This is a genomic window from Sphingobacterium cellulitidis (assembly GCF_043187465.1).
Classification (GTDB): Bacteria; Bacteroidota; Bacteroidia; order Sphingobacteriales; family Sphingobacteriaceae; genus Sphingobacterium; species Sphingobacterium cellulitidis.
Genome location: NZ_CP171136.1, coordinates 3,205,180 through 3,218,688, shown reverse-complemented (window position 1 = coordinate 3,218,688; position 13,509 = coordinate 3,205,180). Strand labels below are relative to the sequence as shown.

The following is a 13,509-nucleotide window of genomic DNA, read 5'->3' as shown; positions in this document are numbered from 1 at the left end:
GATGATAAAGCTAAAAGGATGGTTTGGACCTTATTTAGCCCTGGCAATTCGCCTTGGCTTAATGCTGGTTTTGTATGCACTTCTAAGGTTAGGTTTCTACGCTTTTAATATTTCGCAGTTTCCACAGGTATCATTCGGTGAATTGATGACCATGATGGCTGGTGGTATTAAATTCGATATAGTTGCCTTATTGTATATTAATATTTTATATATCCTACTGGTTTCTTTTCCGATTCCATTCAAGTATAATCGAGTATATTCCAAGATTACGAAATGGGTTTTTGTAGTGTGCAATAGTATTGGCATTGCATTAAACCTGATAGATTTCGCTTATTATCCATTTACATTAAAGAGGACAACAGGAACTGTTTTCGGTCAGTTTGCCAATGAGGAAAACCTGTTGAAACTATTTCTGGACTTTGGTTTAGAATATTGGTATCTAATCTTGGTTTTTGCATTGATTGTTTGGTTATTGATCAAACTATATGATTTAGTTCGGGTTGAACCACCGGTTGCATTTAATTGGAAATTTTATTCGGTTCAATTGGTTCTTTTGCTTACGGTCGCATTTTTATTCGTTGGTGGAGTTCGTGGTGGCTGGGCACATAGTACACGTCCGATTACCTTGAGTAATGCTGGGGATTATGTGAAATCACCAGAGGAGATGAATATTGTGCTGAATACACCCTTCTCCATTCTGAAAACATTAAAGGCTGTAAGTCTAAAAGAGGAGCATTTCTTCTCGGATGAAGAGTTGAATAAAATGTATCCGGTTGTTCATCAGCCCAAAGACTCGGCGGAATTCAAAAAATTAAATGTCGTTATCCTGATTTTGGAAAGCTTTGGTAAAGAGCATATAGGTTTTTTCAATAAGGATTTAGATAATGGAACTTATAAGGGATACACACCATTCTTGGACTCCTTGATTCAACAATCCTATACTTTTACGAGATCTTATGCTAATGGCCGCAAATCCATTGATGCATTGCCTTCGGTGATCACTGGGATTCCTTCTATTGGAGAGCCATTTGTGCTTTCGGTTTATTCCGGAAATAAGACCACCAGTTTGGCGAAGTTGTTATCCGATGAAGGCTATGAAACCTCCTTTTTCCATGGTGCTCCCAATGGAAGTATGGGCTTCTCTGCCTATATGCAATTGGCAGGGATAAAAAATTATTACGGCAAGAACGAATATAATAATGATGCTGACTTTGATGCTGTCTGGGGGATCTGGGATGAGCCATTTATGCAATATATGGCGAAAGAAATGGACCAGATGAAAGAGCCTTTCTTTAGTAGTTTTTTCTCCTTATCATCACACCATCCATTTAAGGTTCCTGAAAAATATGCTGGTAAATTTCCGAAAGGAACATTAGCCCTTCATGAACCATTAGGCTATGCTGACCACGCCCTTAAAGAGTTTTTTGCAACTGCCTCTAAAAGTAAATGGTATAATAATACATTGTTCGTTATCTGTGCCGATCATGCAAGCATGACTCACTTTAAGGAATACAATACGATGCCGAACTCCTTTGCCATACCTATTATATTTTATTACCCAGGTGGAGAGTTGAAAGGGGTATCTGATAAATTAGTTCAGCAAATTGATATAATGCCGACCGTATTGAACTATTTGCAATATGATAAGCCATATTTTTCATTTGGCTTTGATGCCATGTCAGCGGATAGGAACAATTTTGTAGTTAGCAATATTGGGAATATTTACAACTTCTTTATGGGGGATTATTTCATGACCTATGGAGATAAGGAAGTAAAATCCATGTATAATCTAAAAACGGATAAGTTCTTGGAGAATGATCTTAAAGGTAAAGAGCTGGGTGTCCAGGACTCGCTAATGAAGCATTTAGAGTCTTTTATGCAACAGTATAACAACCGAATGATCCACAATAAACTGGTTGCTGAAAATTAATTTACGATTGGCTTTCCGAATTTATATCTCAAAGTGAATACCTGTTGATTATCCACTTTTCCTGGTGAAAAATGGAAGGAGGCTGTAAACTTTCCCTCTATATGATTAGATTTAAAAGGCATCCAACCTATATCCAATCGGTCATAGGTCTTACGATGGTAGAAAGAATCTCCATTCGGAAGGTTTAGGGCTTCGCCTAAATAAAGGGTGTTTTCTAAAAAGAACCGTTTATAGCCCATATATACATTCGAGATAAAACCAGAAGCTTTTTGCATATCATATACTGATCTCACTCGGTCAAAACCCATGGCTGCTCCAGCATCAATAGTCAAGGAGTCAAATACCGTTTTATGACTTAGATCGACACCCAAACGAAGCATCACTACAGCATTGTCTTGAATATGTTCGTCAATGCTATCATTGCTGGTCAATGCATTGTGGTACATCATTCCATCGTTCCTGATATAAAAATTCCCTAAGGAATACTTACCTGTTATGCCTGCGACAAATTGTTCCCGATTTTGATAACCTTGTTTGCTCATCCAATCGATAAAAACCGTTTGTTTGAAGTTCTCATTTTTATAATTGAAATACATTCCTTCAATATTGGGACGATCATACATCAAGGTGTCAGCAAGCACCATTCGAGGGATATCCTTTAGCCGTTCAAATCGAGGCATGAATCCCAATGCAAAATCAAATTTTTCCGTTTTGTAATTATAATATGCGATAGGTTTTACTCGACTTTTATTCTCAGTATTGATTCCAAATTCCTGATTGAAATGAACCCCTCCATAAATCCTATGGTTTTCTTCAATTTGGAAATAAACGTTAGGTGAGATGGTCGCACCGAAGAAGGTTTTAGGAATGGTATACTGTGCTCCATATTCTCTGTTGTCTGCATATCCAAAAAAATCAATTCCTAATCCGATCTTTTGGGCATAAGAATTAAATGAGAATACCAATAAAATAGCGCAGAAGAATATACGTAACATGTAGGAGCCTTGAAGGTGCATATAATAATTTGGAACAACTTAATAAGAATCTCTCAAAAAACAAAAGGTCGCCTGAATTTTCAGGCGACCTTTTGTTTTTTATCTGGATTGGAATTAAACTTCCAATAATAATCTAGCTGGGTCTTCTAGTAATTGTTTAACACGTACTAAGAAGCTTACAGACTCACGACCATCAATGATACGGTGGTCATAAGATAAAGCGATATACATCATCGGACGGATTACCACTTGACCGTTTTCAGCGATAGGTCTTTGGATGATGTTGTGCATACCTAAGATCGCTGACTGTGGAGCATTGATAATAGGAGTAGACATCATTGATCCAAATACACCACCATTGGTAATTGTAAATGTACCACCAGTCATTTCATCGATCGTCAATTTGTTATCACGAGCTTTTGTAGCAAGTTCAGCAATTGCTTTTTCGATTTGGTATAATGCCATAGACTCAGCATTTCTGATTACTGGAACTACAAGTCCTTTAGGAGCAGAAACAGCGATAGAAATATCCGCGAAGTCAGAATATACGATTTCATTTTCGTCGATACGAGCATTTACAGCAGGCCATTCTTTCAATGCAGTAGTAACTGCTTTGGTGAAGAACGACATAAAACCTAAACCGATACCATGTTTTTCTTTGAAAGTATCTTTGTATTTAGCACGAAGATCCATGATAGGTTGCATGTTTACTTCATTGAATGTAGTTAACATGGCTGTATCATTTTTAACAGCTACTAAACGTTTAGCGATTGTTTTACGCAATGAGCTCATTTTCTCACGACGTTCAACGCGCTCACCAGCTTTAGCTGGAGCTGTTGGAGCAGCGGCAGCAGCCGGAGCAGCAGGTTTAGATTCAGTTTTCGCAGGAGCTGCCTGAGCTTTCTCAGCGTCCTCTTTCGTGATTCTACCGTCTTTACCAGTTCCTTTGATTGTAGATGGGTCGATACCTTTTTCTCTTAAGATTTTAGCAGCAGCAGGTGATGCTGTGCCAGCAGCGTAAGTTTCAGGACTCTCGTCAGCAGCTTCAGCAGTTTTTGCTTCAGCTTGTGCCGCAGGAGCTTCTTCTTTTTTCGCAGGAGCATCTCCAGATCCTGAAGGAGCAGAACCTTCTTCGATAGTACAAACTACAGCACCGATTTCAAGAGTATCTCCCTCTTGAGCGATTATGCGTAAAATACCCGCTTTTTCAGCTGGTAATTCAAACGTTGCTTTGTCAGATTCCAATTCGGCAATGTTTTCGTCCATTTCGACGTAATCACCATCTTGTTTTAGCCATTGGGCCAAGGTTACTTCGGTAATTGATTCGCCAACCGAAGGGACTTTGATTTCTAAGCTCATATTTACTTCTTTTAAACCGTCGTTAAATATACTATAATATTACAACGGACGGTTAAACATTTTGTTTATTCAAATGATTTATTAATTATCGCTTCTTGTTGCGCTACATGTTTTTTCATGTAACCTGTTGCAGGGCTACCACTTTCAGTGCGTGCGATATAATCTGTAAAATCTAAATCAGTTTTACGGAAAATACGGCAGTAATATGGCCATGCACCCATGTTTTCATTTTCTTCCTGAACCCAGATAAATTCGGTCGCTTTCTTGTACTTCGTACGGATTGCTTGGAATTTCTCTACTGGTGCCGGATATAATTGCTCTACCCGTACGATAGCAACATCAGTGCGTTTCTCTGTTTGTTGTCTCTCTAATAAATCATAATAGATTTTACCAGAACAGAATAAAACACGTTTTACGGTAGTTGCTTTTGCGTATGAATCATCAATAACTTCCTGGAAGTTCTCTTTCGTAAAGTTATCTAATTTTGAAACAACTTTAGGATGACGCAATAAGCTCTTAGGAGTAAATACCACCAAAGGCTTACGGAATTCTCTTAGCAATTGACGACGCAATAAGTGGAAGTAGTTGGCAGGAGTTGTACAGTTCGCAATAATCATATTGTCGTTGGCACATAATTCCAAGAAACGCTCGATACGTCCTGATGAGTGCTCAGGTCCTTGACCTTCCATACCGTGAGGTAACATCATCACCAAGCCATTCGATCTTTTCCATTTTGTCTCTGCACTTGACAAGTATTGGTCAACAATGATTTGAGCACCATTGTAGAAGTCACCAAACTGTGCTTCCCAAATAGTTAAAGCTTGTGGGTTAGCTAATGCATATCCATATTCAAAACCTAAAACCGCATACTCTGAAAGTAGGGAGTTGTAGATATTGAATCTCTCACCGCCATTAACATTTGCCAATGGGATATATTTTTCTTCAGAATCTTCTAATGTAAGAACAGCATGTCTATGTGAGAAAGTACCACGTTGAACGTCTTGTCCAGAAATACGAACGCGTTTTCCTTCATCTAATAAAGTCGCATAAGCCATTAATTCACCCATTGCCCAGTCGTAGTTGTCATTTTTAACCATGGCAGCACGATCTTCGAACAATTTCGAAATCTTACGGAAGAATTTTTTGTCCTTAGGAAGGGTAGTGATCTCATTCGCTAACTTCAAGAATTCTTTTGCAGGAACCTTCGTGTTAACTTCTTCATAGATCTCAGCCTTCTTAGCAGCATGTAATCCTTTCCATGCTCCACCGAACATTGGAATCTCATCATCCAATTTATCAGTTTTCTTAGCGATGTCCAATTGCTCCTGAAGGTAATCCTTAAATTCCTTCTCTATGTTTTTTACATAGTTTTGGTCAATTGATTTTTCATCCACTAATTTTTTCGCATATACATCTTTTGGATTAGGATGCTTCTCGATTGCTTTGTACAACAATGGTTGAGTAAACTTAGGCTCATCCGCCTCATTGTGTCCATAGCGACGGTAACATAATAAATCGATGTACACGTCTGTTTTATATTTTTGGCGGTATTCTACCGCTAAATTAATCGCATAAACTACGGCTTCAGCATCATCTCCATTTACGTGGAATACTGGTGAAGAAGAGATTTTCGCTACATCTGTACAGTAAGTTCCAGAACGAGCATCTTTATAGTTTGTTGTAAAACCAACTTGGTTGTTGATTACGATGTGGATTGTACCACCCGTACGGTAGCCCTCAAGTTTTGACATTTGAGTAACCTCGTAAACAACTCCTTGACCTGCAATCGCAGCATCCCCATGAATTAAGATAGGAGCAATCTTCGAAGAATCTCCATTATATTTCATGTCAATTTTAGAACGTACGATACCTTCAACAATTGGATCTACAGTTTCTAAGTGTGATGGGTTTGGAGCTAATGAAAGGTGGATAGATTTTCCATCTTCGGTAGTAACGTCGGATGAATATCCTAAGTGATATTTCACATCACCACCAAATTGTAATTCAGGATCTTCTTCAGCATACATCTTGCCTTCAAATTCAGAGAAGATAGTTTTGTATGGTTTGCCCATGATGTTTGCCAATACGTTCAAACGACCACGGTGAGCCATGCCGATCATGAACTCTTGAATTCCTAGGCTTGCACCTTTTTCAATAACTGAATCCAATGCTGGGATTAAGCTTTCTGCACCTTCTAGTGAGAAACGTTTTTGACCTAAGAATTTGGTTCCTAGGAAGCTCTCAAAAATAACAGCTCTGTTTAATCTCTTGAATATGCGTTTCTTTTGGTCAACATCATAATGAGGTTGATTTCTATCCGCTTCCATATGGTCTTGCAACCATTTAATTTTTTCAGGGTTACGAATGTATTTAAACTCAGCACCAATTGAACGACAGTAGGTGTCTTCAATCAGCTGACGAATATCTCTTAATTTGGCAGGACCTAAGCCAACTTCCACACCTGCATTGAAAACAGTATCCATATCAGATTCTGATAATCCGAAAGTTTCCAATTCTTTACCAGGGTAGTATTTACGGCGCTCGCGAACAGGGTTGGTTTGTGTGAATAGGTGTCCACGGTCTCTATAACCATGGATCATGTTTAGTACGTTGATTTCTTTTAATGCGTGATCAGATACTCCTTCAACCGATTCAACTGAACCGCCTTCAGAGGTCTGACCAAAATCAAATCCTTCAAAAAACTTCTGCCAACCAAAATCTACTGAATTCGGGTCAGCCTTGTATGCTTGATATAAACCGTCGATGTAACTCGAATCAGCATTACTCAAAAATGTCAAATTGTCCATGTGGATTGGGATCATAAAATTTTGCCAAATTTATAAATAATAAACATACTTTTCCGCATTTAATCGATATAAAATACAATGTTTTAGCATGTTTTTTAGTCTATTCTGTATCAGAAATAAATAATAGTCAATTTTTGATAAAACTTAAGGTTTTTAGAATGAAATGTCAAGTTTTAGAGCAGCCTTAATGCCTAATCTCTTATTTTGAAACATATAATCTTTTAGCAAGGTCTTGCCAGTCAGCGCAGCTGTTTTCTTTTGGACTAGTGCCAACAGCTGCCATGTGCGACCAAAAACCGTATGTCGTTGCGGGGGCATAATCTAAAAGATGTTCCTCAAAAAAACTTGCTCCAGCCAACCAGTTTGACCCTAGTTCTTGGGTGAAGTATTTGGAAATCAATCTTCTTTCTGCATATGTAATGTTTCCAGTGTCCAAAAGGTTTTGGATGATCTCATCAATGCCACTTTCACCTGTGTTGGCCGTTTTCCAACTCATAACAAGTTCTTCATTGATGGACTCAGAATTCTTCGCCTCCGATTCAATGCCATTCAGTTTAAAAAATACATTCGGGTATTTCTTCAACATAAAGCGGAAATAATCACGCCATAACAACATTGTCATCAATCGATCAAACCTTTTCTTGTTTTGGCTTAAGGATGAATTCTGCATCTCATGGTAAACATAAATAGGCGATAAGGACCCTATTGCAATGTATGGAGAGACTAAGGAGAAGTTTTGGAAATTATCATAACTCGGATCCAATAAGTTTTGAAGCTTATCAATTCCGTTTTGTTCACCACCTTCGAAATTCTGCGAACCCAATTGATTAATCTCTTCCTCTGAATAACCGAGATCCAATAAACTTGGTAAGCTTGTTGTTTCCAAATGCTGAGGACTTAAGATCTTATCAGGTGCTACCAATGGTGCCCGAACTGAACTCTCTCGCTCGATTTTCTTTCTGAAAATATTGAACTTATCAGGAATATCCTTGATCGGAAATGGAAGGTCCTCTTTATGAAACAAAGTGTGACCTATGAAATGGCGGAGGTTGATTTTGTTATCCCACAATGCTGCTTCCACCAGTTCTGAGATTTGCGTCTCGCGTGAAGCGACTTCACGATGATGATAAACTTCACTAACCTCATATTTGGCGCATAATATTGGAAGGATATCTTCGGGCTTACCGACAAAGGTCATCAGGTCACTGCCCATACTTAGCAATTTTTCCTTTAGATCCAGTACAGATTCCAATAGAAATTGCGCCCTTTTTATGCCCGTATTGTTGAATTGGAATTTGTTTTTGTGGAAATAACGTGGGTCAAAACAGTAAACAGGGATGATTAAGTCTGATTTTGCTATAGCTTCAGTTAATACTTCATTATCATGCAGCCTTAAATCATTCCTAAACCAAACAAGAACTACTTTTTTACTCATACTATTTTCCCAGAAATGCGTTACTTAACAAATATAGGCTATTATATGCTTCTAGGGGTAAGCCTGCCCCGAATTTTTACATCCCCTAGACAATGTGATTAATTGTTAATTTTTGTTTTTTTTGTAAAATTTTTAGAAATTTTAAACTTTCGCAGTTTAATTCTGTTAGCATTTAATAAAATATAATAAATACCGGAGGTGAGATGGAAGTGTTATTATCTGGTCTGAATTCCTATTTAGGTAATCGGGCAATGGGTAACTTAAGTAGGGAGGACTTTAATGTACATGGTATTGCTCGTGACCTCGATTTATTTAAATCGAAAGTCTTCGAATCAATAACAGCCACGCTTGATAAAGTTGATTTGTTAAGAAAAGGGAAGGAATTTGATGGTTTTTCTATCGATTCTGGAATTGGCTTGTCTATATATATTACTCATGTTCCTACATTAGGCGAACTTGTAAATCTTAATTTAGAACTTATAACGTTGAAAAACTTTATTGAGCTCACTAAGCGCAATGGAGGTAAACGGATTGTATATATCGCTAGATTGATGGATAAGCCCTTTATCAAAGATATTGATGCGCTCTTGAAATCGTCTAATATCACTTACACCATTGTGCTCAAAAACCTAGCGATAGGCAAGGGTAGTGTCCTGGATAAATACATGCACCGATTGATCAATGGGAAATATCTGCCTTATGATAAGCTGTTTGCCAATGTGAGATTTAACCCAATCTCTTCTTTGGACCTATTGCGATGGATCTATAATGTCGATTGGGATAAGCATTTCATCAATGAAACAATTGAAATAGGAGGCCCTAGTACCATTACTGTTCAAGAAATGTTCCGCCTTTACAAGAAAATGCTGTATCCGAATGCTGATGTTAAAAGTATTCTATTGCCACACTTTATCATGAGCTTGGTCTTTCGGAAAGCTTACCATATTCACAAGGAAGATATCATCGATTTCAAAAGACTGATGGAGAAAGAATATCCCATCGACAATACCTCATGGAAAAACGATATGCTTTTTTCCTTTACCCCTCTAGATCAGGTCATCAAGCTTGACCAATAATTTTTAAACCTTCTTAAATTGCCACTATTAGCTTACATTTGTAGCTATTCGAGCTATTTATTATGGGATATAAGAGTTTACAAGAATGTGTGACGGACCTGGAAAGAAATGGTCATTTAATTCGTATCAAAGAAGAAGTTGATCCTTATCTAGAAATGGCGTCTATCCATATGCGGGTGTATGATGCACAAGGACCTGCCTTACTCTTTGAAAATATTAAAGGATCTAAGTTTCCTGCAGTTTCCAACCTTTTTGGAACTTTGGATCGCTCAAAATTCATGTTCCGTGATACCCTGGACCATGTGAAGAAATTGGTGGATGTCAAGATGAATCCAATGTCTGTCTTGAAAAAACCATTTACCTATGCTGGTTCTTCGATGGTAGCCTTAGGTGCATTGCCATGGAAAAAAAAGTCCTCAGCACCTATTCTTTATGGTCAGACCCAGATCTCTGAACTTCCACAAATCGTAAATTGGCCAATGGACGGAGGTCCCTTTGTGACCATGCCACAAGTTTATTCGGAGGATATTACCAAGCCTGGAATAATGAATGCAAACTTGGGTATGTATAGAATTCAATTGGCTGGGAATGAATATATCCAGAATCAAGAGATCGGACTGCATTATCAATTACATCGTGGAATAGGGATACATCAGACCAAGGCAAATGAGCTTGGAAAGCCCTTGAAGGTAAGTGTCTTCGTGGGTGGCCCGCCTTCGCATCCTTTGTCTGCTGTTATGCCTTTGCCGGAAGGTCTTTCAGAAATGCTTTTTGCAGGAGCATTAGGGAATCGCCGGTTCCGATATTTTTATGATGAGGAAGGGTTCTGTATTTCTGCAGATGCCGATTTTGTCATTACTGGGACAGTCTACCCAAATGAGAATAAACCTGAAGGTCCTTTTGGTGACCATATCGGTTATTATTCTCTCATTCACCCATTCCCATTAATGAAAGTGCATAAGGTTTATCACCGTCAAAATCCTATTTGGTCTTTTACGGTCGTAGGTAGACCACCTCAAGAGGATACGAGTTTCGGAGCATTGATCCATGAAATTACAGGTAATGCTATTCCTCAGCAAATTGGAGGTCTGCATGCAGTGCATGCTGTGGACCCTGCTGGTGTTCACCCACTTTTATTTGCAATCGGAAGTGAAAGATATACGCCTTACCAGAAGGTAGATAGACCTCAAGAGGTCCTGACCATTGCTAATCAGATATTGGGAACAAACCAATTGAGTTTGGCAAAATATTTATTTATCTCGGCTTTTGAAGATAATCCTAAACTTGATATTCATAGCATTAAGGATTTCTTTACCCATATTTTTGAAAGAATTGACCTGAGCCGGGACTTACACTTCTTGACCAATACCACCATCGATACCTTGGATTATACAGGTGATGGATTGAATGCTGGTTCGAAAGTAACTTTCGCAGCAGTAGGGGATGTGAAAAGAAAATTGGTCACAGAGTATCCAGCAGGACTTGACTTACCAAGACCGTTTAATCAAGGGAAATTAGCATTGCCTGGAATCATTGTTGTGGATGGTAAAGCTTTCACAAGTTATGAAGAGGAAGCCAAGGTTATGGAAGAATGGTGCGAGGCAGCAAAGGATCAAAATTGGAATGGTATTCAATTGATCGTTCTGGCTGATGATGCTGCTTTCACTGCTGAAAATGAAAATAATTTTGTCTGGGTTACTTTTACTAGATCAAACCCGGCTTATGATATCTACGGTATTGACAGTTTTACTTCACATAAGCATTGGGGCTGTATGGGTCCTGTAATTATAGATGCCAGAAGTAAACCTCATCATGCCCCTGATCTTATTAAAGATCCTGAAGTAGAAAAAAGAGTTGATCAGTTAGGTGCTAAAGGTGGTTCTTTACACAGAATTATCTAATTGAGAGAACAGTTTTATAGCAAAGCCGATTCATTTAAATGAATCGGCTTTTTTCGTTTTTGAAACAATTAGATCTAAAAAAAGTCCATGAATGAAGGATATTTTTAACAAAAAGCTTGTTTTCCTGTAAATAATGCAACCATTCGAATAAATAATTATTAAATATTCAATAAAAATTAAAAAACATTATGAATATTGTTTTTTATTACTTTACTTTGTGTCAATAATTCATAGAAACAGATAAAAAATTAACAAAACAATAATCGTATGTGCGGAATTGTCGGAGCATTTGAATTGAAGCAACCCTTGGAGTCCTTAAGACCGCAGGTCTTGGAAATGTCGAAAAGAATTCGTCATAGAGGACCAGATTGGTCAGGGATTTATAGCTCAGAGAAGGCTGTATTAGCCCATGAGCGTTTAGCGATCGTAGATCCTAAATCAGGAAGTCAACCCTTATTCAGCCCAGATGGGCAAGTGGTACTTGCTGTAAATGGTGAAATCTATAATCATAAGGAACTGCGAAATTCATTGCCTAATTATCAATTCTCGACCTTATCAGACTCTGAAGTTGTACTGGCTCTATATCTTGAGAAAGGTCCCGCTTTTGTGGAAGAGCTCAACGGAATTTTTGGATTCGCATTGTACGATTCACGTGATGATTCCTTCTTTATCGCCAGAGATCACATAGGAATTATTCCTCTATATTATGGGAAAGACGAGTTCGGACAACTGTTCGTCGCGTCTGAATTAAAATCATTGGAAGGGTTCTGCTCAGTAATTGAACAATTCCCTCCAGGACATTACCTATACAGCAAAGAGAGTCTGGAGCCACAGCGCTGGTATAAAAGAGATTGGGAAGCCTATGATACGGTAAAAGAAAATGAAACAGATATCGCCAAATTAAGAAAGGGATTAGAGGATGCTGTATATCATCAGTTGATGTCGGATGTACCTTATGGTGTTTTACTATCAGGTGGTTTGGACTCTTCCGTAATTGCAGCTATCACCAAAAAATTCGCTTCCAGGAGAATTGAATCCAATGATGAGGAGGAAGCATGGTATCCGCAATTGCATTCATTCGCCGTAGGATTACAAGGTTCTCCAGATTTGATTGCAGCCCAAAAAGCTGCCGACCATATCGGTACTATTCATCATGAGGTAAACTTTACTATTCAAGAAGGCTTGGATGCCATCCGGGATGTAATCTATCATTTGGAAACCTATGATGTAACTACTATTCGGGCCTCTACACCAATGTATTTATTGGCGAGGGTAATCAAATCCATGGGGATTAAAATGGTGTTATCTGGCGAAGGATCAGATGAGTTATTCGGTGGATATCTTTATTTCCATAAAGCTCCAAATGCCAAGGAATTCCATGAAGAGACTGTTAGAAAATTGAAAAAACTTTATCTATATGATTGCCTCCGCGCCAACAAGTCTTTGGCTGCATGGGGGGTAGAAGGTAGGGTTCCTTTCTTGGATAAGGAGTTTATGGATATTGCTATGACCATCAACCCTGAGGATAAAATGATCAATGATGGTAGAATGGAGAAATGGGTTGTGAGAAAAGCTTTTGAAGATTATTTGCCGGAATCAATTGCCTGGAGACAAAAGGAACAATTCTCAGACGGTGTTGGCTATTCATGGATTGATACTTTGAAAGCCCAGGCTGAAGCAAAAGTTACCGATACTGAATTTGAAACTGCAGCAAAAAGATTCCCGATCAATACTCCCAAAAACAAAGAAGAATATCTATACAGAAGTATTTTTGAGACACATTTCCCATCCGATGCAGCTGCTAAAACAGTACCATCCGTGAAATCAGTTGCTTGTAGTACGCCAGAAGCTTTAGCTTGGGATGCCTCATTCCAAAACCTGAACGACCCTTCCGGTAGAGCTGTTGCCAATGTACATAATGAGAGTTATGGAAAAACAACACAAGAAGAATTGCTTAAATCTTAGTTTAATCATATCATATCAACTTGTATTAAGGTAGGCCGTAA

At 38.4% G+C, this 13,509-nt stretch carries 8 protein-coding genes; 4 read left to right on the top strand and 4 right to left on the bottom strand.

The window, feature by feature from the left end; translation table 11 throughout:
• The first annotated feature begins 1 nt into the window (after window position 1).
• A complete protein-coding gene (locus ACF3OC_RS14215; RefSeq protein ID WP_392469527.1) occupies window positions 2-1,930 on the top strand; it encodes an LTA synthase family protein in 1,929 nt (642 codons plus the stop codon).
• On the opposite strand, the gene ACF3OC_RS14210 is transcribed toward ACF3OC_RS14215, so the two are convergent.
• The 4 genes from ACF3OC_RS14210 to ACF3OC_RS14195 all read right to left on the bottom strand — a co-directional run bounded on the left by ACF3OC_RS14210 (window position 1,927) and on the right by ACF3OC_RS14195 (window position 8,526).
• Window positions 1,927-2,925, bottom strand: a complete 999-nt coding sequence (locus ACF3OC_RS14210) for a hypothetical protein (RefSeq protein WP_392469525.1) — start codon at window positions 2,923-2,925, stop codon at window positions 1,927-1,929. The genes ACF3OC_RS14215 and ACF3OC_RS14210 overlap by 4 nt on opposite strands.
• A gap of 114 nt (window positions 2,926-3,039) precedes the next feature.
• A complete protein-coding gene (odhB, locus tag ACF3OC_RS14205; RefSeq protein ID WP_094256052.1) occupies window positions 3,040-4,284 on the bottom strand; it encodes a 2-oxoglutarate dehydrogenase complex dihydrolipoyllysine-residue succinyltransferase in 1,245 nt (414 codons plus the stop codon).
• A 65-nt stretch (window positions 4,285-4,349) separates the two neighbouring features.
• Window positions 4,350-7,091, bottom strand: coding sequence for a 2-oxoglutarate dehydrogenase E1 component (locus tag ACF3OC_RS14200; RefSeq protein WP_392469523.1), 2,742 nt, complete (start codon window positions 7,089-7,091; stop codon window positions 4,350-4,352).
• A gap of 199 nt (window positions 7,092-7,290) precedes the next feature.
• Window positions 7,291-8,526, bottom strand: a complete 1,236-nt coding sequence (locus tag ACF3OC_RS14195) for a deoxyribodipyrimidine photo-lyase (RefSeq protein ID WP_094256051.1) — start codon at window positions 8,524-8,526, stop codon at window positions 7,291-7,293.
• Window positions 8,527-8,729: 203 nt separating this feature from the next.
• Here ACF3OC_RS14195 and ACF3OC_RS14190 point away from each other — a divergent pair, with 203 nt between their 5' ends.
• The 3 genes from ACF3OC_RS14190 (at window position 8,730) to asnB (ending at window position 13,468) form a co-directional block, all read left to right on the top strand.
• Window positions 8,730-9,602 carry a hypothetical protein gene (locus ACF3OC_RS14190; protein WP_094256050.1) on the top strand — a complete coding sequence of 291 codons (873 nt, stop codon included), beginning with the start codon at window positions 8,730-8,732 and terminating at the stop codon, window positions 9,600-9,602.
• A gap of 62 nt (window positions 9,603-9,664) precedes the next feature.
• The gene (locus ACF3OC_RS14185; protein WP_094256049.1) at window positions 9,665-11,503 is read left to right on the top strand and encodes a UbiD family decarboxylase; all 1,839 of its coding nucleotides are present in this window, start codon (window positions 9,665-9,667) and stop codon (window positions 11,501-11,503) included.
• Between the two features lie 267 nt (window positions 11,504-11,770).
• Entirely contained in the window at window positions 11,771-13,468 is a 1,698-nt protein-coding gene (asnB, locus tag ACF3OC_RS14180; RefSeq protein WP_094256048.1) for an asparagine synthase B, read from the top strand.
• Window positions 13,469-13,509 lie beyond the last annotated feature (41 nt).